The organism is Cellulomonas sp. NS3, from assembly GCF_024757985.1.
GTDB lineage: Bacteria > Actinomycetota > Actinomycetes > Actinomycetales > Cellulomonadaceae > Cellulomonas_A.
Genome location: NZ_CP103289.1, coordinates 4,035,976 through 4,060,616 on the forward strand (window position 1 = coordinate 4,035,976; position 24,641 = coordinate 4,060,616).

The following is a 24,641-nucleotide window of genomic DNA, read 5'->3' on the forward strand; positions in this document are numbered from 1 at the left end:
GCTCACGGTCCTGGCCTGCACGCATCGCTCGCCTCGCGCGTCCGGACCCGCGTCTCGAGCGCCCACCACCCGTCGGCGCCCGCCGGCCGTCACTCCAGCACGAACACCACGGGGGCCGGGGCGATCGGACCGAGCGTGAGCGCCGCGGAGTAGGTGCCGGGCTGCGCCGCCGGCTGGTCGGCCGGGCAACCCTCCGCGGAGCGCACGCGCTGCCACTGGAGCTGGGTCGTGTCGGCCGTCCCCGGCGCGAGCAGGATCTCGCGGGCCTGCGTCTCGGGGCCCGCGCAGTCCCGGCTGGACCAGATGCGGTCCGCCCCGGACATGATGACGATCTCGCGCTGCGCCTCGCCGACGTCGATCAGGCAGGGCGCCGGCCCGTCGTTGGAGAGCGCGACCGTGAGGGTCGGGATCGCGCCGGCGGCGTAGCTCGTGCCGTCCGCGGTGAGCGTGAGGCCGAGCGTCTGCGGGTCGCACGCCCGGGGTGTCGCGTCGTCCTCCTCCGCGGGCTCGGTGGTACCGGTCGCGGGGGCGGCGTCCTGGCCCGGGTCGGCGCCGGCCCCGTCGTCGGGCGAGGCGCCACCCCGTCCCACCAGGACCCAGACGACCACGGCGACGAGAACGAGCGGGATCCCGACGACCACGAGCCGCCGGAACCAGTACACGCGTGCGGGCAGCGGCCCCGCCGGCTTGAGCACACCCATGGGCCAACCCCTCCGTGTGGCGCGCACCCGGCGAGCGGAGTGGGGGTCCGTCGGGGCGCGGTGCCCCCACGCTACCGACGGAACCGGCGTGCGCCGCCGAGCGGTCCCGGCACGTCGCGAACCGGACAAACCCGGAGCCCGGGCCCGCCCCGGCGTGTCCGCCGGGCAGGAGAGGATGTCCGCGTGACCCACGACCCCGGCCTGCCCCTGGTCCCCCGGGTGCTCGACTGGTTCGCGGAGAACGCACGGGACCTGCCGTGGCGTGCGCCGGACCGGACCGCGTGGGGGGTCCTCGTCAGCGAGGTCATGCTCCAGCAGACCCCGGTGGTGCGCGTCGAGCCGGCGTGGCGCGCGTGGATGTCCGCGTGGCCGGAGCCGGCGGACCTCGCCGCGGCGAGCACCGCGGACGTGCTGCGCGCGTGGGACCGGCTGGGCTACCCCCGGCGGGCGCTGCGGCTCCAGGAGTGCGCGCGCGCGGTCGTCACGCGCCACGGCGGCACGGTGCCGACCGGCGAGGCCGAGCTGCTCGCGCTCCCCGGCGTCGGCAGCTACACGGCCGCGGCGGTGCGGGCCTTCGCGTACGGGCGCCGGTCGGTCGTGCTCGACACGAACGTGCGCCGGGTGCTCGCGCGCACCGCGGCCGGCGCGGCGCTCCCCGGTCCCTCGCAGACGGTCGCGGAGGTGCGCCTCGCGGAGTCGCTCGTGCCCGCCGACGACGCGACCGCCGCACGCTGGGCGGCCGCGTCGATGGAGCTCGGCGCGCTCGTCTGCACCGCGCGGAGCCCGCGCTGCGACGCCTGCCCGGTCGCGGACCTGTGCGTGTGGCGGGCGGTGGGCTACCCGGCCGACGTGCACGCGTCCCGGCGGCGGACGCAGGGGTTCGCCGGGACGGACCGCCAGGTGCGGGGACGGGTCATGGCGCTGCTGCGCTCGGCGCTCGAGCCGGTGCCGCTCGACGAGGTCGAGGCGGTGTGGCCGGATCGCGCGCAGCTCACGCGCTGCGTCGAGGGGCTCGTCGGGGACGGGCTGGTCGCGGCCGTGCCGCACCCGGGCGGCCCGGACGCCGGTCCCCCGACGTACCGGCTGCCGCACTGACGCCGACGGAAGCCTGGCGCACCGGCGTCCGCCGCCGCGCCGACGCCGGGCGGGTCCGGCGGCCGCCCGGCCGGGCCGGGACGGCGACGCGTCACCGGTCCGCGAGCGTACGTCCGTGCGGCGCGGACGCCCTGGCGCCTCAGTCGAGCTCGACCAGCATCCGCGTGTTGCCGAGCGTGTTCGGCTTGACCCGCGCGAGGTCGAGGAACTCGGCGACGCCGTCGTCGTGGGAGCGGAGCAGCTCGGCGTAGACGTCGGGCGTCACGGGCGTCCCGTCGATCACGTGGAAGCCGTGCGCCGCGAAGAAGTCGACCTCGAAGGTCAGGCAGAACAGCCGCCGCAGCCCGAGGTCGCGGGCCCGCTCGACGAGAGCGTCGAGCAGCGCGTGCCCGACCCCCCGCCCGCGCCACGACCGGTCGACGGCGAGCGTGCGGATCTCGGCGAGGTCCTGCCACATGACGTGCAGCGCGCCGCACCCGACGACGGCGGCCGGCTCCCCGGGCGCCGTCCCCGCGGGCGCGGCCGCCTCCGCCACGACGAACTCCTGCACGGCCTCGTAGTACCCGACCCACTCCTTGGCCAGGAGGATCCGCTCGGACGCGTACGGCTCGACGAGGTCACGGATGGCCCGGACGTCGGCGGGGCGTGCGGGGCGCACGCGGAGGGCAGGCTCGGTCACGCGCCCAACCTACCGACGCCGCGCCGGGTGGCCCGACCGGCGGCTGCCCGACCGGCGGCGCACCGGCCCGCCCGGCGGCCGGCGGCGCGCCGGCCCGCCCGACGGCTGGGCAGTCGGCGCGCCCGCGGGACGGACCCGCGGCTCCGTCGGCGACGCCCCCGACGCCTCACGTCGGGCGACGACGTGCCGATGTGCGGGGTGCAGTGCCCCGCGCCGCCGGACGTCGCCGTCCGGCTGCCCCCGCCGAGCGCACAGAGGTCGCCATGATCCACGTCGGTGTGCTGACGCCCATCACCGGGGGGTTCTACTACGGCGACGTCGTGGCCAACGTGACGCGGGCGGTCGCCGCGGCGGGCGGGCACGTGACGCTCGTCCAGACCATCGACGCGGGCCGCTCGCGGCAGAAGCTGCCGCCGGCCCCGGACGTCCCCCACATCGGCTGGGAGTCCTTCGACGGGATCGTGGCGATCGCGCAGGCCGCGAGCGCGTCGTCGCTCCGGTCCGCGATCGCGTCGGGCACGCCCGTCGTCACCGTCGGCAGCGAGATCGACCTCGACGCGGCGCAGGTCGTCGCCGACAACCGGGACGTCGTGCGAGGCGCGGTGGGCCACCTCGCCGCGCACGGCCACCGGCGGATCGCGTTCGTCGGCAACCTCTCGCAGTCGGACACGAACGCGCGGCACGAGGGGTACCGCGCCGGGGTCGCGGAGCACGGGCTCGACGAGGCGACCCTGATCACGACGGTCGACCACGTCGAGGCCGGCGGGCGCCTCGCGGCCGACGCGGTCCTGGCGTCCGGGGTGACCGCGGTGGTCACGGGGACGGACCGCATCGCCCTGGGCCTCGCTGCTGTCCTGCGCGAGCGCGGGGTGCGGATCCCGGAGGACCTCGCGGTCGTCGGGTACGACGACGTCGAGGAGGGCTGGTGGCACGACCCGCCCCTGACGACGGTCCACCAGGCCATCGGCACGCTCGGCACCCGGGCGGCGGAGCTCCTGCTCGCGGAGCTGCGCGGGGAGCCGGACCACGGGATGCACGTCGTCGCGTCGACGTTCGTGGCCCGCGCGACGTGCGGCTGCCCCGCGGGCGCGGGCGGGTCGGCTGCCCTCGGGGTCGACGACGCGGACGAGCTCGTCGCCGCCGTCGTGCGGCACCTCGCACGGCCCGCCGGACCGGACGCCGGGCAGGCCGCCGGAGCGGACGCGGCGCAGGACGCCGTGACCCGCGACGACACGACCGGCGACGACGCGACCGGCGCGCTCGCGGCCCTCGACGGCGTGCTCGCCTCGACCGTCGCGCGGCTGTACCCGTCGCCGCCGCCGCCGGAGGCGATGCTGAGCTTCACCGAGGCGGTCGTCGACCGCTTCGCCGTGCTCGCGTCGGACGCCGCGGGACGGGGCGACCCGGCCGCCGGGCTGCTGCGCCGCGTGGCGGCCCGCACGATGATCGCCCTGCGCGACCACGAGCGCGGCGTGTCGCTCGAGCGCACCGAGCGGCTCGCGTCGTCGATCGTCGAGCAGTACGACGTCGGCATCGAGGTCCTGAGCACGTCCTCCGGCGACCCGGAACGGCTCGGGTGGCTGAGCAAGGCGTCGGCCCGGGTCGCGTGCCTGGCCCTGTGGGACGGCGACCCGGCGGACGGCGTGCTGCGCGTCACCGGCGTCTTCGACCCCGACGGGCGGCTCGACGAGGCGCCCTCCGGCACGACGCGGATCGAGGAGTTCCCGCCGCGGGCGCTCGTCGAGCAGGCCGATGCGGGCGTCGGCGACGTGCTGTACGTCGTCCCGGTCCGCGGCGTGAACGGCGACCACGGCTTCCTCTGCGTGCTCGGCACGTGCGAGCGGGGCTCGCGCTCGGACCCCGCGACGTACGCGCACTGGGCGACGACCCACAACCACTGGGCCGCGGTGCTCGGCGTCGCGCTCAAGCAGAAGGCGCTCCTCGAGCACCTCGGGCGCAGCGAGGAGCGGTACTCGCTCGCCGCGACCGCCGCGAAGGACGGGCTCTGGGAGTGGGAGGCCGGCGACGGGCACGTCTACGTGTCCGAGCGGTGCCGCGAGCTGCTGGGCGTCGCCGACGACGCCTCCGTCACGCTCGAGACGTGGGTCGCCCTCGCGCACCCCCTCGACACGGACCGGGTGGCGGCCGAGCTCGCGCACGCGGTCGCGGAGCCGGGCGTCCCGGTCGAGGTCGAGTACCGCGTCGCGGGCGCGGACGGCACGACGCGCTGGGTGCTCACGCGCTGCCTCGCGGTCGCGTCGGACGGCGTGGTGCAGCGCGTCGTCGGCTCGGTCTCCGACATCCAGACGCGCAGGGACCTCGAGGAGCAGCTGCGCCAGGAGGCCCTCTACGACAACGTCACCGGGCTGCCGAACCGCCGCCTGTTCGTCGACCGGCTCGACGCCGCGCTGCGGCACCAGGACCGGCGCGACCGCGAGGACACGGCAGGGTTCGCGGTGCTGTTCTTCGACCTCGACGGGTTCAAGCTCGTGAACGACTCGCTGGGCCACCTCGCGGGCGACGAGCTGCTCCGTGTCGTCGCCGACCGGCTCCGCGTGGCGCTGCGCCCGCTCGACACCGCCGCGCGCTTCGGGGGCGACGAGTTCGCGGTGCTGCTCGTCGACCCCGTGCCCGAGGACGTCCTCGTGGTGGCGCGGCGGCTCCAGGACCGGCTCGCCGAGCCCGTCCCGCTCGGCGGTCAGGTGGTCGCCGTGACCGCGAGCGTCGGGGTCGCGACGTCCTCCTCCGGCTACCGCACCGCCGACGACGTCCTGCGCGACGCCGACGCCGCGATGTACCACGCGAAGGGCACGCACCGCGGCTCCGCGTCGGTCTTCGACCCCGACATGCACGTGCGCGCGACGGGCCGGCTGCAGGTGCGCGGGGAGCTGCGCGGCGCCCTCGCGCGCGGGGAGTTCGTCGTGCACTACCAGCCCGTCGTCGCGCTCGACGGCTCGGGGGTCGAGTCGTTCGAGGCCCTCGTCCGGTGGGAGCACCCGGAGCGGGGCCTGCTGCTGCCGGGCGCGTTCCTGCCCGTGATGGAGGACGACGGCTCGGTCGTGCAGCTCGGTCGCCTCGTGCTCGACGAGGTGTGCCGGCAGGTCGCGCAGTGGCGCGCGGACCGCGGCCTGCCCGTGACCGTCGCGGTGAACCTCTCGCACCGCGAGTTCTGGGCGCCGGACCTCGTCGCGGCCGTCCGGGACGCGCTCGCGCGGCACGGCGTGCCGGCCGGGCACCTCGTGCTCGAGATCACCGAGTCGGTGGTGATCTCGCGGCCCGGCGAGGCGCGCGACCTGCTCGAGGCCCTCGACGCCCTCGGGGTCGGGCTGCACATCGACGACTTCGGCACCGGGCAGTCCTCGCTCACCGCGCTGCGGACGCTCCCGGTGCACGCGATGAAGGTCGACGGCTCCTTCGTCCGGGAGCTGGCGAGCACGCCCGCGACGCGGGACCTGGTGCGCGTGATCCTCGACATGGGCCGCGTCCTCGGGCTCGAGGTCATCGCGGAGTGCGTCGAGACGGAGGAGCAGGCGGAGATCCTGCGGGCGATGGGGTGCACGGGCGCGCAGGGCTGGTTGTACGCGAGCGCGCTGCCCGGCGACGCGGCGGGCGCTCTGCTCGGCGCGCCGGCCGCCGCGGTCGGGGCTGCCCGGGTGCCGGACGCGACGCGGGTCTGACCGGGTCGTGACGCGGCCGCGCCGGGTCGCGACGGCTCGGCGATGATGTCCCCGTGATGCCCCGATGACCGCGCGCGCCGACGAGCCCGCGGTCACCGCCCCCGGTCGGCGCCGCGCCGCGGCGATCGCGCTGCTGGTCGCGGGCCAGAGCACCGCGGGGCTCGCGCTCGGCGCGGTCGGCCTGTTCCTGCCGCTGATCCGTGCGGACCTCGGCATCGGGTTCACCCAGGCGGGCGGCATCGCGGCGGCGGCGATGATCACGTACGCGCTCATGCAGGTCCCGGCGGGTCACCTCGCGGACGTGCTGGGGGCACGCCGGCTGTTCGTCGTGGGCACGGTCGGCGTGAACCTGTGCACGCTCGGGATCGCGGTCGCGCCGTCGTACGCGTTCCTCGTCGTGGACCAGGCGGTCTCGGGGGCGCTGCGGGCGCTCGTCTTCATCCCGGGCATGGTGCTGATCACGGGGTTGTTCGCGGCCGAGCGCCGGTCGACCGCGCTCGGGGTCTTCGCGATCGGCGGCGTGTCCGGGAACGTGCTGCTCGGCGCCGTCGGGCCGCTGCTCGTCGGGCCGCTCGGGTGGCGGGGCGTGCTCGCGCTGTTCGGCGCGGCGGGGCTCGTGCTCGCGGTGGTCTACGGCGTGCTGCGCGACGCCGGCGCACCGCAGGCGAGGCCGGCGCCGGGCGGCGCGGGGGCGCGCGACGTGCTGCGCCACCCGGTGCTGTGGGTCGCCGGCGTGGTGCAGCTCGTGCGGTTCGGGGTCGTCAACACCCTGACGTTCTGGCTGCCGACGCTGCTCGTCGAGGAGCGCGGCGCGACGCTGCGCACCGCGGGGGTCGTGATGGGCGTCGGCGGGCTGCTCATGGCGCCGATGAACTACCTCGGCGGGGTGCTCGCCGACCGGACCGGGCGCCCGGCGACCGTCGTGGGCGGGTCGCTCGTCGTGCTCGGCGCCGCCCTGGCGGTGCTCGCGGGAGCCGACGGCCTGACCGTGACGGTCGCGTGCGTGCTCGTCGCGCACGTCGTCATGCAGCTCTACTTCGGGCCGCTCTTCTCGATCCCGGTCCGGGTGCTCGGCCCCGCGCGCGCGGGGCTGCTCACGGGGGTGTCGAACGGCTGCGCGTGCCTCGGTGCGGTGACGTTCTCGTGGGCGCTCGGCTGGACCAAGGACCTCACGGGGTCGTTCACGCCGGGGCTCGTCGGGCTCAGCGTCGCGTGCGCGGTCGCCCTGACGGCGACCTGGCCCCTGGGGCGGATGCTGCGAGCAGCGCCGTCGCGGTGAGCTCGTCGACCACGAGGTCGGTCACGGCGCCCGCGCGGATCGCGGCCAGCAGCGGGACGACCTTGTTGTCCCCCGCGGCGACGCACACGCGCCGCGGGACGCGCTGCAGCTCGACGGGGGTCGGCCCGGTCGCCCGCGCGTTCAGCGGCACGTCCTCCCACGTCCCGTCGGCGCGCAGGAACACCGTGCACACGTCCCCGACGACGCCCTCGCGGTGCAGCACCTCGATGTCGCCGTCCTCCAGGTAGCCCGCGGAGTACACGTGGCTGGGCACGGCCCCGGCGACCGCGCCGACGGAGAACACCGCGACGTCGGCGCGCGCCTGCACGTCGAGCACGCGCCGCACGGACCGCTCGCGCCACATCGCCTGCTTGGTGTCGGGGTAGTCGAAGAACGCGGGCACCGAGAAGTGGTGCACGGTCGCCCCGAACGCGGACCCGAAGCTCGAGATGAGGTCGCTCGCGTACTCGACACCGGACGTGCGCGTGTTCGCGGCCCCGTTGAGCTGCACGACGGCGCTGCCCCGGGTGGGCTTGGGGACGAGGCGCCGGGACACCGCGGCGAGCGTCGTGCCCCACGCGACGCCGAGCACCATGTCGGAGTCGAACCACGAGCCGAGCAGGCGCGCGGTCGTGAGGGCGACCTGGTCGAGCCGCTCGACGTGGCTCGCCTGGTCGGGGACGGGCACGACGTAGGCGTCGACCCCGAACGTCGCGGCGATCGTCCGGCCGAGCCCCGGTGCACGCGTGCTCGCGGGGCGCAGCGTGATCTCGACGAGCCCGGTCGCGCGGGCGCGCTTGAGGAGGCGCGAGACCGTCGAGCGCGAGGTGCCGAGATGGCGCGCGATCACCTCCATCTTGAGGTCCTGCAGGTAGTACATCGACGCGGCCCGCAGCACGTCCTGCTCACGGTCGAGCGCGTCCCCGCTGTCCCCCAAGGGCTCGCCGTGTCCGCCGATCTGTGCACGTTCGTGCATCCCGGTTGCGCGTTCGTTCGTCACATGACGACGATAACGAGCGGACCGAGGCCGGGGGAACCTCCCGGACGGTCCGCGTCCATGCACGGACCAGCACGTACGGAACGCACCAGCACCCCGGGGGTCGGACGCACGATGAGGACTGCAGCACTGACGGCACGGCTCCGGAGCGACGCGCTCGACGCCCTGCGGAGCACCACGGAACCCGGCCAGGAGCTCGACGTGCTCGTCGTCGGCGGCGGCGTGACCGGGGCCGGCATCGCGCTCGACGCCGTCTCCCGCGGCCTGTCGACCGCGGTCGTCGAGGCCCAGGACTGGGCCAGCGGCACGTCGAGCCGGTCGAGCAAGCTCGTGCACGGCGGCCTGCGCTACCTGCAGATGCTCGACTTCCACCTCGTCCGCGAGGCCCTCACGGAGCGCGACCTCCTGATCAACCACCTCGCGCCGCACCTCGTGAAGCCCGTGAGCTTCCTGTACCCGCTCGAGAACCGCGTCTGGGAACGCGCGTACGTCGGCGCCGGCGTCGCCCTCTACGACACGCTCGCGTCGGTCTACGGCACCAAGCGCGCGCTGCCGATGCACCGCCACCTGACCCGCAAGGGCATGGAGCGCCTGTTCCCCGACCTGCGCCACGACGCCGCGATCGGCGCGGTGCGGTACTGGGACGCGAGCGTCGACGACGCGCGCCTGACCTCGACGATCATCCGCACGGCCGTCTCGTACGGCGCGCACGCCGCGTCCCGCACGCAGGTCGTCGGGCTCCAGACCACGTCGGGCGGCGCCGTCACGGGCGCCGAGCTCGTCGATCTCGAGACGGGTGACCACCTCGACGTGCGGGCGCGCCACGTCATCAACGCGACGGGCGTGTGGACCGAGGAGACCGAGTCCCTCGCGCAGACCGAGGGCGGCCTGCGCGTGCTCGCGAGCAAGGGCATCCACATCGTCGTGCCGCGCAGCCGCATCGCGGGCGACACCGGGCTGATCCTGCAGACCGAGAAGTCGGTCCTGTTCATCATCCCGTGGTCGCGGTACTGGGTCATCGGGACGACGGACACCCCGTGGGAGCAGGACCTCGTGCACCCTGTCGCGACGTCCGCCGACATCGACTACGTCATCGAGCACGCCAACGAGGTGCTGTCCCGGCCCATCACGCGCGAGGACGTCATCGGCACCTGGGCCGGCCTGCGCCCGCTGCTGCAGCCCGGCACCAAGGCCGGCACCTCGTCGGCGAAGGTCTCGCGCGAGCACACCGTCGCGTCCCCGACGCCGGGCCTGACGGTCATCGCGGGCGGCAAGCTCACGACGTACCGGGTCATGGCGAAGGACGCGGTCGACTTCGCGATCGGGTCGCGGGCGACGAGCCTGCCGTCCATCACGCACGAGCTCCCGCTCGTCGGTGCCGAGGGGCTCGCGGTCCTGCAGCGCCGGTCCCGGGCCATCGGGCAGAAGTACGGCTGGGACCGCGGGCGCATGGACCACCTGCTGCACCGGTACGGGTCGCTGCTCGGGGAGCTGCTCGACCTCGTCGACGCCGACCCCTCGCTCGGCGACCCGGTGCCGGGCGCCGAGGCGTACATCGGCGCGGAGGTCGTCTACTCGGTCAGCCACGAGGGTGCGCTGCACCTCGACGACGTGATGATGCACCGCACGCGCCTCAACTACGAGGTCGCGGACAAGGGCGTCGCCGCGCTCGAGCACATCGTCGACCTCATCGCGCCGGTCCTCGGGTGGAGCGACGCGCAGCGCGCCGCCGAGCTCGCCGGGTACCGCGAGCGCGCCGCGGCCGAGGAGGCCGCGGCAGCGCTGCCCGACGACGAGTCCGCGGTCCGCGAGCGCCTGCGCGCCGCGGACATCGCCCCGCTCGTCCCGATCTCCGGCGGGCAGGTGCCCGCCGGTTCCTGACCGCTGAGGCGGTCTCACTCCTACAGGAAGGGGCGCAAGGATGGGCTCCGTCACCACTCTGCAGGTCTTTCTCTCCGAGGTCGTCGGTACCGGCCTCCTGATCCTCCTCGGCGCGGGGGTGGTCGCGAACGCGATCCTGCCTCGCTCCAAAGGGTTCGACGGCGGCTGGCTGCTGATCAACTTCGGCTGGGGCCTCGCGGTCTTCGTCGGCGTGTACGCGGCGTTCCGCTCGGGCGCGCACCTCAACCCGGCCGTCACGCTCGGGTTGTTCGTCGCGCAGGAGCCGTTCGCGAGCCGCACGGTCGACGGCGAGACGATGGCCACCGTCGACCCGACGTTCGCGAACCTGCTCGTCTACTTCGGTGCCGAGCTGCTCGGTGCGTTCCTCGGCGCGGTCCTCGCGTACCTGGCCTACAAGAAGCACTTCGACGAGGACGCCGACCCGGCGACCAAGCTCGCGGTCTTCTCGACCGGCCCGGCGGTCCGCTCGTACTCCTGGAACTTCGTCACCGAGGTCATCGCGACGTTCGTGCTGGTGTTCTGGGTCGTCGGCGCCGGCATGACGCCGTCGGGCCTCGGTCCTCTCGCGGTCGCGCTCGTCGTCGTCGGCATCGGCGCGTCGCTCGGTGGTCCCACCGGCTACGCGATCAACCCGGCGCGCGACCTCGGCCCCCGCATCGCCCACGCGGTGCTGCCGATCCGCGGCAAGGGCTCGAGCGACTGGTCGTACGCGTGGGTGCCGATCCTCGGCCCGCTCGTCGGCGGCGCGCTCGGCGGTCTCGCGGGCTCGATCTACCTCTGACCCACCCCCAGCCCCACCACTCACCCCCACCCCACCGACCGACAGGACCCCCGGACGCGGGACCCGCGCAACGGCGCACGGGCCCCGCTCCGGGCGCTCCGCCCCCCGCCGACGCCTCGCCGTCGCACCCCCGTCGAGCCCCACCAGCTCGCACCACCCGAGAGAGGTTCCTCCGCATGGCTGACTACGTCCTCGCGATCGACCAGGGCACCACGAGCACGCGCGCGATCCTGTTCGACCACTCCGGCCAGATCGTCGCCACCGGTCAGAAGGAGCACGCGCAGATCTTCCCGAGGGCCGGCTGGGTCGAGCACGACGCCACCGAGATCTGGGCCAACACCCGCGAGGTCGTCGGCCTCGCGCTCACCCGTGCGAACAAGACGCACAGCGACGTCGCCGCGGTCGGCATCACGAACCAGCGCGAGACGGCACTCGTCTGGGACCGCACGACCGGCGAGCCCGTGTACAACGCGATCGTCTGGCAGGACACCCGCACGCAGAAGATCGCCGACGAGCTGGGGGCGCTCGGCGGCGGCGCGGACCGCTACAAGGACAGGGTGGGCCTGCCGCTCGCGACGTACTTCTCCGGCCCGAAGATCCGCTGGATCCTCGACAACGTCGAGGGCGCCCGCGAGCGCGCCGAGCGCGGCGACCTGCTGTTCGGCAACACCGACTCGTGGGTGCTGTGGAACATGACCGGCGGCGTCGACGGCGGCGTGCACGTCACCGACGTCACGAACGCGTCGCGCACGATGCTCATGAACCTCGACACGCTCACGTGGAACGAGGAGATCGCCGCCGAGATGGGCATCCCCATGTCGATGCTCCCCGAGATCCGCTCGTCGTCCGAAGTGTACGGGCAGGGGCGCCAGGGCGGCATGGTCCCGGGCGTGCCGATCGCCGGGATCCTCGGCGACCAGCAGGCCGCGACGTTCGGCCAGGCGTGCTTCGAGGTCGGCAACGCGAAGAACACGTACGGCACGGGCAACTTCATGCTGCTCAACACCGGCACCGAGCCGATCCTGTCGAAGAACGGGCTGCTCACCACGGTCGCCTACAAGATCGGCTCCGCGGACCCGATCTACGCGCTCGAGGGCTCGATCGCGGTGACCGGCTCGCTCGTGCAGTGGCTGCGCGACAACCTGGGCCTGTTCGCCGACTCCCCCGACATCGAGTACCTGGCCGGCAAGGTCGAGGACAACGGCGGCGCGTACTTCGTGCCGGCGTTCTCGGGGCTGTTCGCGCCGTACTGGCGCTCGGACGCGCGCGGCGCGCTCGTCGGGCTCACGCGGTTCGTCAACCGCAACCACGTCGCGCGCGCCGCCCTGGAGGCCACGGCCTTCCAGACGCGCGAGGTGCTCGACGCGATGAACGCCGACTCGGGCGTCGCGCTGACCGAGCTCAAGGTCGACGGCGGCATGACCGGCAACGAGCTGCTCATGCAGTTCCAGGCCGACGTCCTCGGCGTCCCCGTCATCCGCCCGAAGGTCGCCGAGACGACTGCGCTGGGTGCCGCGTACGCCGCGGGCATCGCCGTGGGGTTCTGGTCCGGCGAGCAGGACGTGATCGACAACTGGGCCGAGGACAAGCGCTGGGAGCCGTCGCTCGAGTCGGGCGAGCGCGACCGGCAGTACCGCCTCTGGAAGAAGGCCGTGACGCGCACGTTCGACTGGGTGGACGACGACGTGCGCTGATCCGCGCCGACCGCCGACCCGATCCGACCCGCAGGGGCACCCCGACGAGGGGGCCGTACGCGCCGGGCAGGCCGCTCCCCACGCGGGGGCGCGCCTGCCCGGTGCGCACAGTTCATCCGCTCAGGCCCGGCGCGCGCCGCCGCCCGATGACAGGATCACGCTCATGACCACCGTTGCTGTCACCGGAGCGTGCGGCAAGGCGGGCCGTGCCGTCGTCGCGGACCTCCTCGCCCACGGGTACACCGTCCTGGCCACCGACGTCGTCGGCGTCCCCGGGGACGAGGGCGACCTCGGCACCCCGCTGGTGCACGCCGACCTCACCGACTACGGGCAGGCCATCGAGGCGCTCGCGGGCGCCCAGATGGTCGTGCACCTGGCGAACATCCCCGCACCCGGCCGCTCGACCCCGCCCGAGACGATCAACCGCAACACGACGATGAACACCAACGTGTTCCTCGCCGCCGCGCGGCTCGGCGTCCGCAAGGTCGTGTGGGCGTCGAGCGAGACGACCCTCGGGCTGCCGTTCGCGAACGGTCCGCAGTACGTCCCCGTCGACGAGGCGCACTTCCCGCACCCTACGACGACGTACGCGCTGTCGAAGGTGCTCGGCGAGGAGACCGCGAAGCACATCTCCACGCTCACCGGCATCCCGTTCGTGGGCCTCCGGATCTCGAACATCTTCCGGCCCGAGGACTACGCGCGCGTGCCCGGTTTCCAGGACGACGCGCAGGCGCGCCGGTGGAACCTCTGGGGCTACGTCGACGCGCGCGACGTCGCGCAGGCCGTGCGCCGCGCGCTCGAGACCACGACGACCGGCTCGCACAACGTCATCGTCGCCGCGGCGGACACGATCATGGACCGGCCCTCGGCCGAGCTGCTCGACGAGGTGTTCCCCGACGTCGAGCGCCGCCGCGACGTCAGCGGCAACGAGACGCTGCTGTCGATCGACGCCGCACGCGAGCTGCTCGGGTACGTCCCGGAGCACTCGTGGCGCGACCAGCCGGGCGCCTCCGGCGGGGCGCGCGAGGACGCGCGGGACGACGACGCACGCCACGAGCGGGCGGACGACGAGGCCCGCCGCCGGGACGACGAGGCGATCGACCCGCAGATCTGACGGACGCTCCTGCGCCCCGCCGCCCGCACCGGGCCGCGGGGCGCAGCCGTCCGCACCGGGCCGCGGGGCGCAGCCGTCCGCACCGGGCCGCGGGGCGCAGCCGTCCGCACCGGGCCGCGGGGCGCAGCCGTCCGCACCGGGCCGCGGGGCGCAGCCGTCCCCGCCGGGGCGGCGGTGCGGTCAGCCGCGGCGCAGCAGCCAGCGGAGCTCGCGCGCGAGCAGCCCCCGCCGCCCGTGCGACTCGTAGGACTCGACGCCGTGCCCGAGCGCGTCGTAGACGACCCGCCCGCGCCCCACCTCCGGCACGCCCTCACGCGCCCACGCGACCGGCTGGCGCAGCCCGTCGGCGGCGAACCAGACGAGCGGCTGCACGCCGTCGGCGACCTCGAGGTCGGTGTACCGCTCGTCGTGCAGCTCGAACGGCTTGAGCCCGGCCGTCACGGGGTGCGTCTCGTCGGGCTCGACGGTCCAGCGCTCGATCGGCGGGTGCCACGAGCGGCCCTCGACCCAGCGGCCGCCGAGCAGGTGGTCCCACGCGGGGCTGTCGCGGAACGTCATCGCCGCGGCGTGCAGCCCGAGGAGCGACCCGCCCGTGCGCACGTGCTCGGCGAGCGCGCGGTGCCCGGGCGCCCAGTCGGCGTCGGTCCCGTCGAACTCGGGGTCCGTGCGCCCCACGGAGGCCATCACGACGACGAGGTCGGGCCCGTCGGTGGCCAGCGCCTCGAGCGACCCGGGGCGGACGCCGCGCACGTCGACGTCGACGTCGAGCGCCGTGAGCTCGCGCGCGACCCGGTAGGCCGTCGCCGGCAGGTCGTGCCAGGCGTCCTCGTACCGACCCGTGCCGACCAGGACCCACGCACGCTGCCGCATCCGGCCAGGCTACGGGCGCGGACGCGGCGGCGCGGTGGTTCGCGGGCCCGTCCTGGCCCGTCGGGCCGGCAACGGCGGGCGCATCCCGCTCGGCGGCGCGGATTGCCCCTACCCTGACCTCCATGGCCGGACCCGTGACCCTGAGCGACGTCGCCCGCGAGGCAGGCGTCTCCCTCGCGACGGCGTCCCGCGCCATCAACGGCAGCGCGAACCGGACCGTGCGCGAGGACCTGCGCGAGCGCGTGCTCGCCGCGGCGTCGCGGCTCCGGTACTCCCCCGACGCGAACGCCCAGGCGATGGCCCGCGGGCGGACCACGTCGCTCGGCCTCGTCGTGCACGACATCGCCGACCCGTACTTCTCGTCGATCGCGGCGGGCGTGACGACCGCCGCCGACACCGCCGGGCTCGCCGTGACGCTCGCGAGCACGCAGCACGACGCCTCGCGCGAGACCGAGCTCGTGCAGCTCATGCACCGCCAGCGCGCCCGGGCGATCATCATCGCGGGCGGCCGGCTCGACGACGAGGACGCGAACCAGCGCCTGCGCCGTGCGCTCGCCGACTACCGGCGCGGCGGCGGCTCGGTCGCGCTCGTCGGGCAGCCGATCCTCGAGGTCGACACCGTCGTGGTCGGCAACGCCGACGGCGCGGCGGCGCTCGCGCGGGCCCTGCACGGGCTCGGCTACCGGCGCTTCGCGGTCCTCGCCGGACCGGAGGGGCACCTCACGGCGCGCGACCGGCTCGCGGGGTTCTCGGACGCCCTCACGGACCTGGGGCTCGTGCTCGAGCCGAGCTCCGTGGTGCGCAGCGCGTTCACGCGCGACGGCGGCTACGAGGGCATGCGCACGCTGCTGGGCTCGGGCGCCCAGGTCGACGTGGTGTTCGCCGTCAACGACGTCATGGCCGTCGGGGCGATGGCCGCCGCGCGCGACGCCGGGCTCGAGGTGCCGCGCGACGTCGCGGTCGCCGGGTTCGACGACATCGTGACGCTGCGCGACGTGACTCCCCCGCTCACCACCGTCCGCGTCCCGCTCGTCGACATCGGGATCGCCGCGACCCAGCTCGCGCTCGCCGCGCCCGCCGACGAGCCGCGCCTCGTGCACGTCGAGGGCACCGTGGTGCTGCGGGCGTCGACGCCGGAGCGCACGCCCGCGGGCTGACGGGCCGAGCAGCTCGGTGCCGGGGAGGCGGCCCGGTCCCGGGCTCGCCCGTCGCGACGGCCCCGGCCGGCGCTCGCCCGTCACGGCGCGCGGCTCAGGCTCGCCCGTCGGGGCGTTCCGGGCCCGGAAGACCGGTCAGCCCTGTCCGTGCGGCCACCGACGCGTCAGGATGGGCCCAGGAGGTGCGCCGTGCGCAATCACGCGTTCGTGCTCGTCGTCGCCGTGCTGACGCTCGTCGGGTGCGCCGCCCCGCGCGAGGACGAGCCGGGCGACGCACCGTCGCCGTCCGCGACGCCCGGGCGGGAGACGACCGCCCCCACCCCGAGCGCGACGACCGAGGCGCCGACGGCCGCAGCCGCCCCGGTCGGCGCCTCGCTCACGATCGTGCTCGACGAGACCGGCTCGGGGGACGTCCGGACCATGACGCTGACGTGCGACCCCGTGGGCGGCGACCACCCGGACCCGGCGGCTGCCTGCGCGGCCCTCGCCGCCGCCGGCCCCGGCGCCTTCGACCCGCCGCCGGGCGACGCCCTGTGCACCCAGCTGTTCGGCGGGCCGCAGGTGGCGGTCGTCGAGGGCACGGTCGCCGGCACAGCGGTGAACGCACGGTTCTCGCGCACCGACGGCTGCGAGATCGGCCGCTGGGACGCGCTGGCTCCCCTCCTCGGCAGCACCGGGGGCGTCTGACCCGGCGTCCGGACGCCGCGCCGGACCGCACCGCCCGCCGCCGCGCCGCACCGCACGCACGGCGACGGCCGGGGTGCACCGTCCACCCCGGCCGTCGTCATCCCCTGCTCAGGGCTCAGCTCGTCGCGTTCTTGACCTCGGCGGTGAACTGCTCGGCGGCCTGCTCGGGCGTGAGCCGGTCGAAGAGCACTTCCTGGTTGATGCGACGGATGATGGTGGCGACCTCGCCCGACCCGACGGGCGGGACCGGGACGCCGTCGACGATCTCGTCCTGCAGGTCCGACAGGAAGTCGGCGGCCTGCTGGTCGACGGGCGAGAACTTGGGCTTCACGGCCTCGCGGACCTCGAGGTTCGCCGGGAGCCCACGGTCGGACAGCAGGATCTCGCCGGCCTCCTCGCTGTTCACGAGGAAGTCGATGAACTGCGCCGCGGCCTGCGGGTGCTTCGAGCTCTTCGCGATCGAGTAGTACATCGCGGGCTTGAAGTACATGCCCGTGCGCTCGTGCTCCGACTCGCCCGGGAAGCGCAGCAGCTTGAGCTCACGTCCCGCGGCGGTCGAGATGGCGCCGAGCTGGTTCGTCCACCAGACGCCCATGGCTCCCGTCTGCGTGCCGAGCAGCGAGCCCTCGGGGCCGGCGGCGTCGACCTCGACCGACTTCGCGCCGTCGGGCTGGCCGCCCGCCTTGCGGAGGTCGACCGACAGCTGCCACCACTCGGCGAGCAGCTCGTCGTCGTAGCCGACCTCGCCGTTCTCGTCGTAGAGGTTCTGGCCCTGCTGACGCGCGTAGATCGAGAAGCCCGGCTCGTTGAACGCGTAGTCCTGCGTGCCGTAGATCGTCCCGCCGGTGCTCGCCGTGATCTTCGTGGCGATGTCGAGGTAGTCGTCCCACGTCCACGTCTTGTCGTCGGGCAGCTCGACGCCCGCCGCCTCGAACGCCGCCGGGTCGGCGAAGACGGCGTACGCGTTGACGCCGGTCGGGACGCCGAACGTGCCGTCGTCGAACGACGCCGACTCGACGACCGAGGGGTCGATGTTCGACAGGTCGAGCGTGTCCTCGACGGTCGACAGGTCGAGCAGCACGCCGCGCGTCGCGTAGTCGCGCAGGTACCGCTCCTCCTGCGTGATGACGTCCGGGGCGTCGTCCGCGGCGATCGACGTCGCGAGCTTGTCCCAGTAGCCGCCCCAGTCGGTGAAGTCGCCCTGGACCGTGATGTTCGGGTACTTCGCCTGGAACGCCTCGATGACCCGCTGCGTGAGCTGGTGGCGGGTGTCGGAGCCCCACCACGAGAAGCGGATGGTGACCGGCCCGGTCTCGGTGGGGGCCGAGGCGGGCTCGGAGGCTTCCGGCGTCGCCTCGCCCTGCCCGCACGCGGTGAGGGCGAGGGCCGCGACACCGAGCGCCGCGGCGAGCCGCACGCTGCGCCGCAGGTGCGGGCGGCGGGTCGTGAGAAGAGACATCGTGCTCCTTCAGTGGGGGTGAGGGCGGTACTCCGTGCGCACCGTCGCGCACGGTCGAGGGCCGAGCCGAGCGGTCACTTGATACCCGTCGTGGCGATTCCCTTGACGAGGTACTTCTGACCGAAGAGGAAGACGAGGAACAGCGGGACGAGGGACACGATCGACATCGCGAACATCGGGCCCCACGAGCTCTCGCCCGTGGCGTCGATGAAGCTCCGCAGCGCGATCGGCACCGTGTACATGTCCGGCTTGGTGAGGAAGATGAGCTGCCGGAAGAAGTCGTTCCACGTCCAGATGAACGAGAAGATCGCGGTCGTCGCGAGGGCCGGCGTGGACAGCGGCAGCATGATCTGGAAATAGATCCGGGCGTGCCCCGCGCCGTCGATCCGCGCGGCCTCGTCGAGCTCGCGGGGAAGGCCCCGGAAGAACTGGACCATGAGGAAGATGAAGAACGCGTCGGTCGCGAGCAGGTGCGGCACGATGATCGGCAGGAACGTGTTGATCCAGCCGAGCTCGGAGAACAGCACGTACTGCGGCACGATCACGACGTGGATCGGCAGCATGATCGACATGAGCATGATCGCGAACCAGAACTTGCGGCCCTTGAAGTTGAGCCGCGCGAACGCGTACGCCGCGGCGGAGCACGAGAGCAGGTTCCCGAGCAGGACGCCGAGCACGAGGATCGCCGAGTTCAGCAGGTAGTGGCTGAACGGGTGCGTGAGCGCGTTCCAGCCGACCGAGTAGTTGCTGAGGTCGATCGCCGACGGGATGAGACCCGGCTCGCGGAAGATCAGCGCGCTCGGCTTGATCGAGCTCGCGATCATCCACAGCAGCGGGTACAGCATCACGAAGCCGAAGGCGACGAGGGCCGTGTGCTTGAGGGCCGTCTTGATGTGACCGACCCACGGGGAGCGGCGCTTGCGGGTCGCGGTGGCAGCGGCGGAGGCGGCCTCGACCGCGGCCGTCCGGTGCTGGTCGTTGTGCACGACGGGGCGGTGCGCGGTGTCAGTCATTGTAGAAGACCCAGTACTTGGAGGCGATGAAGTTCAGGGCGGTCATGCCGGCGATGATGGCCAGGAGGAGCCACGCCATCGCGGACGCGTACCCCATGTCGAGCGCACCGAAACCGCGCTGGTAGAGGTACAGCGTGTAGAACATCGTGGAGTCCACCGGGCCGCCGGTCCCGCCGCTGACGATGAACGCCTGCGTGAACGACTGGAACGCGTGGATGACCTGCAGCACGAGGTTGAAGAACACGATCGGGCTGAGCAGCGGGACGGTGATCGCGACGAACTGGCGCACCTTTCCCGCGCCGTCGATCGACGCCGCCTCGTAGTACATCTCGGGGATCTGGCGCAGGCCGGCGAGGAAGATGACCATCGGGGCACCGAACGTCCACACGTTGAGGATGACGAGCGTCCCGAGCGCGTAGTCGGGGTGGGAGACCCAGCCCTGGCCCTGGATGCCGAAGTACCCCAGCACCTGGTTGATGAGGCCGTCGGAGCCGAAGACCTGGCGCCACAGCAGCGCGATGGCGACGGAGCCACCGAGCAGCGAGGGCAGGTAGTAGACCGACCGGTACAGGGCGAGGCCGCGCAGGCCGCGGTCGAGCACGAGGGCGAGCCCGAGCGCGGCGGCGAGCTGCAGCGGGATCGACACGAACACGTAGGTGAACGTCACGCGCAGCGAGTTGTGCAGGCGGGTGTCCTCCAGCATGCGCTGGTAGTTCTCGAGGCCGATCCAGCTCGGGTCCTCGAGCAGGTTGTAGTCCGTGAAGGACAGGTACAGCGAGGCGAGGATCGGGCCCACGGTGATGACGGTGAGGCCGAGGAACCAGGGCGCGAGGAAGACGAGCGCTGCCTTGTTGTCGCCGCGCTCCGCGGGGGCCACGGAGGCCGGTCCCGAGGTGCGGCGCAGGGCGCGGAGCTCGGTGATGGTCGCCACCGTCACCACCCCCCGCAGAGGCAGGTGCGGGTGGTGGACCCGTCCCTGCCTGTCGTGCCGTGCTGGACGTTCGTCATGCGCACTCCCGGTGGATCCTCATCGATGTCCCGAGCAGGGTGGAAAGCGCTCTCCGCTTCCTGGTAGTAGTTTGGTACCAGTCCGGAATGTGTGATGTCAACCACACAGCCGGGTGCCAGAGAGGTGCCGGAGCAGGGGGACAGCCTGCTGACCAGCGACGACGCGAGCGGAGCCGAGCGTGCCAGAGACCGCCCCCATGATCGACGGCGACGGGCACCCGCACGGGTTCCCACCTGCGGGGACGCCCCGCCAGGAGGCCCCGGAGCCCGGCGGCGGGGCCGCTCGTGCCGCGTCGCGACCGGTGTCGGTGGCCCTGGTCGGGACCCACGGGCACGGCACATCACATCTTGGTCACGTTCGCTCGCTCGCCGACGCGGGGGCCGTCCGGCTCGCCGCCGTCGTCGACCCGCACCCGCTCGCGACGGCTGCCGAGGTCGCCGAGGGCGCGACGCGCGGGCAGCGCCTCGCGTCCGTCGACGACGTGCCCGACGGCACCGTGTGGCACCCCGACCTCGCCGCGCTGCTCGCCGCCGGGGCGCCCGACGTCGTGATCCTCTGCACCCCGATCGACACGCACGCACCGCTCGCGACCGCCGCGCTCGAGGCCGGCTGCGACGTGCTGCTCGAGAAGCCGCCGACCGCGTCGCTCGCCGAGCTCGAGGGGCTCGTCGCGACGCAGGAGCGCACCGGCCGGACCGTCCAGGTCGGCTTCCAGACGTACGGGTCGCACGCCGTCGCCCGCGTCCGCGAGGTGGTGGCGAGCGGCGAGATCGGGACCGTCACCGGGGTCGGCGGCGTCGGGACGTGGGTGCGGCCCGACACCTACTGGACGCGCGCACGGTGGGCCGGGCGGCGCACGGTCGACGGGCGCGCGGTGGTCGACGGCGTCGTCACCAACCCCCTCGCGCACGCGGTCGCGACCGCGCTGCTGCTCGCCGGCGCCTCGCGGGCGAGCGACGTCGCCTCGGTCGAGCTCGACCTGGCGCGCGCCAACCCGATCGAGGCCGACGACACGTCGAGCGTCCGGGTCACCACGACGGACGGGCTGCGGGTCGCGCTCGGGCTGACGCTGTGCGCCGCCGTGCAGACGCCGCCGCACCTCGTGGTGCACGGGACCGAGGGGCGCGTCGTGCTGCACTACACGCGCGACGTGCTCGAGGTCACCGGGCCGGGCGGCACGCGCACCGAGACGTGCGCGCGCGACGACCTGCTCGAGAACCTCCTGGCGCACCGCGCCGACCCCGCGGTGCCGCTGCACGCGCCGCTCGTCGCGACCGGGGCCTTCATGCGGGTGCTCGACGCGGTCCGCGCCGCCCCCGACCCCGTGGCGATCGACCCCGCGCACGTCGACGACGTGACCGACGACGCGGGCCGGCACCTCGTGGTCCGCGGCGTCGAGGACCTGTGCGCGCAGGTCGCCGAGACGCTGCAGACCTTCAGCGAGCTCGGGGCGCCGTGGACGCGTCCGTCGACGACCGGGGGTGCGGCATGACGCACGGTGCGGTGCACGAGCCCGTCGACTCCCCCGCGCACGGCCCCGCCGGACCCGACGCGCCCGTCAAGGCCCCGCCGTGGGACCCCACGCCCTCCTGGGGCGAGCACCGCGTGCTCGCCCGGCTCGAGGTCGCGGACCGCGTCGTGGCGGAGTACGCCGACGGCACCGGCGCTCCGGCGTTCGACTCCCCGCGCCCGCACCTGCACCCCGTGCGGACCCCGGGCGGCGTCGTCGTGACCGACGCGGCCCCGCGCGACCACACCTGGCACGTGGGCCTCGGCGTGGGCGTGCAGGACGTCGCGGGCAGCAACCTCTGGGGCGGGCGCACGTACGTGCGGGACGACGGCTACACGTGGCGCCACGACCACGGCGCGGTCCGCCACGACGCGTGGCCCCTCGAGGAGCCGAGCCTGCGCGTCGAGGCGCTCACGTGGCTCGATGCGCAGGGCGCGCCGGTGCTCACCGAGACGCGGACGCTACGCTGGGGTCCCGCCGGGGCGCTCGCCGCGGGCACCGGCTGGCAGCTCGAGCTCACGACGGTCCTCACGCTCGCGCCCGGGCGCACCGAGCCCGTGGCGCTCGGCAGCCCGGGGTCGAACGGCCGGGTCGGCGGCGGCTACGGCGGCTTCTTCTGGCGGCTGCCCGCGTGCCTGGACGTCGACGTGCGCACGCCCCTGGGCCGCGGCGAGGAGGCCGTGCACGGGTCACGGCCGTCGCAGGGCGCGGCGTGGGTCGCCTGGTCGGCGCGGTCCCGCCCGGCCGCGGAGCCGGAACCCCTGACGAGCGCGAGCGGCATCCCGCTCGGCGGCGTGTTCGGGCGTGACGGGTTCGGGCGCGTCGGCGCCGGCGGGGCGATCGAGGTCGCGGGCTTCGCGGACGGCACGGCGAGCGGCGTGGGTGACGGGCTCGTCAGCGTTCCCGGTCCCGCGGGTGAGGCGGCCCGGGCAGCAGCGACCGAGCACCCCGCGGACGGCGACTTCACGGTCGCCCTCGCGCCCGCGCGGGGTCAGGCGGCCGACGACCCCTGGTTCGTGCGGGTCGCCGACTACCCGGGCCTCGGCTCGGCCTGGGCGTGGGAGCACCCCGCGGTCGTCGAGCCCGGGCAGCCGTTCACCCGCGGGCTGCGGTGCCTCGTCGCCGACGGCCGCCTCACGGACGGCGAGGTCGCCGCCGCGCTCCTCGGGACCGCCGCGGCGGCGCAGGGCACGCGCGCCGGGGGCCCGTCCGTCGGCCCCCGCAGTGCCCGCAGTGCCCGCAGTGCCCGCAGTGCCCGACCCACCGCCGACGCCCCACCGACCCCCCAGGAGCAGCCCCGATGAGCACCACCCTTCCCGAGCTCACGGACTGCGCGCTGGTCCTGCGGCCCGGTGACGACGTCGCCGTGGCGACCCGCGACCTGCAGTCGGGCACGGAGATCCGGCACGACGGCGCGCCGCTCGTGATCCGGCAGAGCGTGCCGCGCGGGCACAAGCTCGCCGTCCGCGACGTCCCCGCCGGTGGCCAGGTGCACAAGTACGGGCAGTCGATCGGCCTCGCGACCCGCGACATCGCCGTCGGGGACCACGTGCACACGCACAACCTCGGCATGGACGACGTCGCGCGCGACTACGAGTTCGGCACCGCGCGCGTGCGTCCCGCGCCGTGGGCGGGGCCTGTCCGCACGTTCCAGGGCTACCACCGCGCCGACGGCCGGGTCGGGACGCGCAACTACGTCGCGATCCTCACGTCGGTGAACTGCTCGGCGTCGTCCGCGCGCATGATCGCCGACCAGTTCCGCGGCCCGGTGCTCGACGCATACCCGCACGTCGACGGGGTCGTCGCGCTCACGCACACGACGGGCTGCGGGCTCGTCGCGCAGAGCGAGGGCGCGCAGATCACGCTGCGCACGCTGCGCGGGTACGCCGACCACCCCAACGTGGCGGGTGTCCTCGTGCTCGGGCTCGGCTGCGAGATGCTGCCCGCGCAGTCGCTGCTCGACGGGCTCGACCTGCCCGCCGACAAGCCCGTGCGCACGCTCGTGATCCAGGAGACCGGCGGGATCCGCCGGACCGTCAAGGCGGGCGTCGAGGCGGTCCAGGACATGCTCCCCGAGATCGAGGCGCTGCGCCGCGCCCCGGCGCCGGTCTCCGAGCTCGTGCTCGGCATGAACTGCGGCGGCAGCGACGGGTACTCGGGCATCACCGCCAACCCGGCGCTCGGCTACGCGTCGGACCTGCTCGTCGCGCACGGCGCCACCACGATCCTCGCGGAGACCCCCGAGGTCTTCGGGGCCGAGCACCTGCTGACGCGCCGTGCGGTCAGCGAGGAGGTCGGCCGCACGCTCCTCCGGCGCATCGACTGGTGGCAGACGTACGCGGCGCAGGGCGGCGGCTCGCTCGACAACAACCCGTCCCCCGGCAACAAGGCCGGCGGGCTCACGACGATCCTCGAGAAGTCGCTCGGGGCCGTCGCCAAGGGGGGCAGCGCCGAGCTGGCGGCCGTCTACGAGTACGCCGAGCCCGTGACCGCGAAGGGCTTCACGTTCATGGACACCCCGGGCTACGACCCGGTCTCCGTGACCGGGATCGTCGCGGGCGGCTCGACCGTCGTGGTGTTCACGACCGGGCGCGGGTCGGTGCTCGGGTGCAAGCCGACGCCGTCGATCAAGGTGTGCACCAACACCGAGACCTACGACCGGATGTCCGAGGACATGGACCTGAACGCGGGGCGGATCGTCGACGGCGAGGCGACGGTGCATCAGGTCGGCGAGGAGATCTTCGAGAAGATCATCGCCGTCGCGTCCGGCGAGCAGACCGTCTCCGAGGAGCTCGACCTCGGGCAGGACGAGTTCGTGCCGTGGCAGCTCGGGACGGTGACGTGACGCGCTGAGCGACCGAGCCGGTGCCGGAGGCGGCGCGGGCCGCACACGGGTGCCCGTAGAGGTGCGGGACGCGCCCCGCACCTCCCCCGGAGGGACGACGGACCCGAACGGTGCGAGCATGGGAGCAGTTCGGTCCGATGACGCATCGAGCGAGCGGGGGCCCCCGTGTCCA

At 74.4% G+C, this 24,641-nt stretch carries 19 protein-coding genes; 12 read left to right on the forward strand and 7 right to left on the reverse strand.

Annotated elements, in window-relative coordinates; all coding sequences use genetic code 11:
• Nucleotides 1-89: 89 nt before the first annotated feature.
• On the reverse strand, nt 90-701 hold the full coding sequence (locus NXY84_RS18240; RefSeq protein WP_258724445.1) for a hypothetical protein: 612 nt from the start codon (nt 699-701) through the stop codon (nt 90-92).
• Between the two features lie 183 nt (nt 702-884).
• On the opposite strand from NXY84_RS18240, the gene NXY84_RS18245 reads away from it, so the two are divergent.
• Nucleotides 885-1,796, forward strand: coding sequence for an A/G-specific adenine glycosylase (locus NXY84_RS18245; RefSeq protein ID WP_258724446.1), 912 nt, complete (start codon nt 885-887; stop codon nt 1,794-1,796).
• A gap of 139 nt (nt 1,797-1,935) precedes the next feature.
• Here the strand turns inward: NXY84_RS18245 and NXY84_RS18250 are convergent, their stop codons facing one another.
• On the reverse strand, nt 1,936-2,475 hold the full coding sequence (locus NXY84_RS18250; RefSeq protein WP_258724447.1) for an amino-acid N-acetyltransferase: 540 nt from the start codon (nt 2,473-2,475) through the stop codon (nt 1,936-1,938).
• A 263-nt stretch (nt 2,476-2,738) separates the two neighbouring features.
• Here NXY84_RS18250 and NXY84_RS18255 point away from each other — a divergent pair, with 263 nt between their 5' ends.
• Entirely contained in the window at nt 2,739-6,152 is a 3,414-nt protein-coding gene (locus NXY84_RS18255; RefSeq protein ID WP_258724448.1) for an EAL domain-containing protein, read from the forward strand.
• A gap of 64 nt (nt 6,153-6,216) precedes the next feature.
• The gene (locus NXY84_RS18260; protein ID WP_258724449.1) at nt 6,217-7,431 is read left to right on the forward strand and encodes an MFS transporter; all 1,215 of its coding nucleotides are present in this window, start codon (nt 6,217-6,219) and stop codon (nt 7,429-7,431) included.
• Here NXY84_RS18260 and NXY84_RS18265 read toward each other — a convergent pair.
• Entirely contained in the window at nt 7,355-8,407 is a 1,053-nt protein-coding gene (locus tag NXY84_RS18265; protein ID WP_258727272.1) for a sugar-binding transcriptional regulator, read from the reverse strand. The genes NXY84_RS18260 and NXY84_RS18265 overlap by 77 nt on opposite strands.
• Nucleotides 8,408-8,542: 135 nt before the next feature.
• Between NXY84_RS18265 and NXY84_RS18270 the strand changes: the two genes are divergently transcribed.
• The 4 genes from NXY84_RS18270 to NXY84_RS18285 all read left to right on the forward strand — a co-directional run bounded on the left by NXY84_RS18270 (nt 8,543) and on the right by NXY84_RS18285 (nt 13,919).
• Nucleotides 8,543-10,309, forward strand: coding sequence for a glycerol-3-phosphate dehydrogenase/oxidase (locus NXY84_RS18270; protein ID WP_258724450.1), 1,767 nt, complete (start codon nt 8,543-8,545; stop codon nt 10,307-10,309).
• 40 nt (nt 10,310-10,349) lie between these two features.
• Nucleotides 10,350-11,111, forward strand: coding sequence for an MIP/aquaporin family protein (locus tag NXY84_RS18275; RefSeq protein ID WP_258724451.1), 762 nt, complete (start codon nt 10,350-10,352; stop codon nt 11,109-11,111).
• A gap of 176 nt (nt 11,112-11,287) precedes the next feature.
• A complete protein-coding gene (glpK, locus tag NXY84_RS18280) occupies nt 11,288-12,805 on the forward strand; it encodes a glycerol kinase GlpK (protein WP_258724452.1) in 1,518 nt (505 codons plus the stop codon).
• Nucleotides 12,806-12,968: 163 nt separating this feature from the next.
• Nucleotides 12,969-13,919, forward strand: coding sequence for an NAD-dependent epimerase/dehydratase family protein (locus NXY84_RS18285; protein WP_258724454.1), 951 nt, complete (start codon nt 12,969-12,971; stop codon nt 13,917-13,919).
• Nucleotides 13,920-14,099: 180 nt separating this feature from the next.
• Here NXY84_RS18285 and NXY84_RS18290 read toward each other — a convergent pair whose 3' ends face one another.
• Nucleotides 14,100-14,789, reverse strand: coding sequence for a ThuA domain-containing protein (locus NXY84_RS18290; protein ID WP_258724455.1), 690 nt, complete (start codon nt 14,787-14,789; stop codon nt 14,100-14,102).
• Nucleotides 14,790-14,911: 122 nt separating this feature from the next.
• Between NXY84_RS18290 and NXY84_RS18295 the strand changes: the two genes are divergently transcribed.
• Both NXY84_RS18295 and NXY84_RS18300 read left to right on the forward strand, forming a co-directional pair.
• Nucleotides 14,912-15,946, forward strand: coding sequence for a LacI family DNA-binding transcriptional regulator (locus tag NXY84_RS18295; protein WP_258724456.1), 1,035 nt, complete (start codon nt 14,912-14,914; stop codon nt 15,944-15,946).
• A 189-nt stretch (nt 15,947-16,135) separates the two neighbouring features.
• A complete protein-coding gene (locus NXY84_RS18300) occupies nt 16,136-16,633 on the forward strand; it encodes an SSI family serine proteinase inhibitor (RefSeq protein ID WP_258724457.1) in 498 nt (165 codons plus the stop codon).
• 115 nt (nt 16,634-16,748) lie between these two features.
• On the opposite strand, the gene NXY84_RS18305 is transcribed toward NXY84_RS18300, so the two are convergent.
• The 3 genes from NXY84_RS18305 to NXY84_RS18315 form a co-directional block, all read right to left on the reverse strand.
• A complete protein-coding gene (locus NXY84_RS18305) occupies nt 16,749-18,092 on the reverse strand; it encodes an ABC transporter substrate-binding protein (protein WP_258724458.1) in 1,344 nt (447 codons plus the stop codon).
• Between the two features lie 74 nt (nt 18,093-18,166).
• Nucleotides 18,167-19,105, reverse strand: a complete 939-nt coding sequence (locus NXY84_RS18310) for a carbohydrate ABC transporter permease (RefSeq protein WP_258724459.1) — start codon at nt 19,103-19,105, stop codon at nt 18,167-18,169.
• The gene (locus NXY84_RS18315; RefSeq protein ID WP_258724460.1) at nt 19,098-20,036 is read right to left on the reverse strand and encodes a carbohydrate ABC transporter permease; all 939 of its coding nucleotides are present in this window, start codon (nt 20,034-20,036) and stop codon (nt 19,098-19,100) included. The genes NXY84_RS18310 and NXY84_RS18315 overlap by 8 nt, the downstream gene beginning before the upstream one ends.
• 256 nt (nt 20,037-20,292) lie before the next feature.
• Between NXY84_RS18315 and NXY84_RS18320 the strand changes: the two genes are divergently transcribed.
• From NXY84_RS18320 to NXY84_RS18330, 3 genes are read left to right on the forward strand one after another with little or no spacing between them, the layout of a single operon-like run.
• Complete coding sequence (locus tag NXY84_RS18320; protein ID WP_258724461.1) at nt 20,293-21,606, forward strand: Gfo/Idh/MocA family protein; 1,314 nt, start codon at nt 20,293-20,295, stop codon at nt 21,604-21,606.
• Nucleotides 21,603-22,928, forward strand: a complete 1,326-nt coding sequence (locus tag NXY84_RS18325) for a PmoA family protein (RefSeq protein ID WP_258724462.1) — start codon at nt 21,603-21,605, stop codon at nt 22,926-22,928. Before NXY84_RS18320 ends, NXY84_RS18325 begins: the two co-directional genes overlap by 4 nt.
• Nucleotides 22,925-24,469, forward strand: a complete 1,545-nt coding sequence (locus NXY84_RS18330) for a UxaA family hydrolase (protein WP_258724463.1) — start codon at nt 22,925-22,927, stop codon at nt 24,467-24,469. Before NXY84_RS18325 ends, NXY84_RS18330 begins: the two co-directional genes overlap by 4 nt.
• Nucleotides 24,470-24,641 lie beyond the last annotated feature (172 nt).

Coding starts and splice junctions, on each gene's coding strand:
- NXY84_RS18240 (WP_258724445.1), bottom strand. CDS start 701: ATGGGTGTGCTCAAGCCGGCGGGGCCGCTGCCCGCACGCGTGTACTGG.
- NXY84_RS18255 (WP_258724448.1), top strand. CDS start 2,739: ATGATCCACGTCGGTGTGCTGACGCCCATCACCGGGGGGTTCTACTAC.
- NXY84_RS18260 (WP_258724449.1), top strand. CDS start 6,217: ATGACCGCGCGCGCCGACGAGCCCGCGGTCACCGCCCCCGGTCGGCGC.
- NXY84_RS18265 (WP_258727272.1), bottom strand. CDS start 8,407: ATGCACGAACGTGCACAGATCGGCGGACACGGCGAGCCCTTGGGGGAC.
- NXY84_RS18270 (WP_258724450.1), top strand. CDS start 8,543: ATGAGGACTGCAGCACTGACGGCACGGCTCCGGAGCGACGCGCTCGAC.
- NXY84_RS18275 (WP_258724451.1), top strand. CDS start 10,350: ATGGGCTCCGTCACCACTCTGCAGGTCTTTCTCTCCGAGGTCGTCGGT.
- glpK (WP_258724452.1), top strand. CDS start 11,288: ATGGCTGACTACGTCCTCGCGATCGACCAGGGCACCACGAGCACGCGC.
- NXY84_RS18285 (WP_258724454.1), top strand. CDS start 12,969: ATGACCACCGTTGCTGTCACCGGAGCGTGCGGCAAGGCGGGCCGTGCC.
- NXY84_RS18290 (WP_258724455.1), bottom strand. CDS start 14,789: ATGCGGCAGCGTGCGTGGGTCCTGGTCGGCACGGGTCGGTACGAGGAC.
- NXY84_RS18295 (WP_258724456.1), top strand. CDS start 14,912: ATGGCCGGACCCGTGACCCTGAGCGACGTCGCCCGCGAGGCAGGCGTC.
- NXY84_RS18305 (WP_258724458.1), bottom strand. CDS start 18,092: ATGTCTCTTCTCACGACCCGCCGCCCGCACCTGCGGCGCAGCGTGCGG.
- NXY84_RS18310 (WP_258724459.1), bottom strand. CDS start 19,105: ATGACTGACACCGCGCACCGCCCCGTCGTGCACAACGACCAGCACCGG.
- NXY84_RS18325 (WP_258724462.1), top strand. CDS start 21,603: ATGACGCACGGTGCGGTGCACGAGCCCGTCGACTCCCCCGCGCACGGC.
- NXY84_RS18330 (WP_258724463.1), top strand. CDS start 22,925: ATGAGCACCACCCTTCCCGAGCTCACGGACTGCGCGCTGGTCCTGCGG.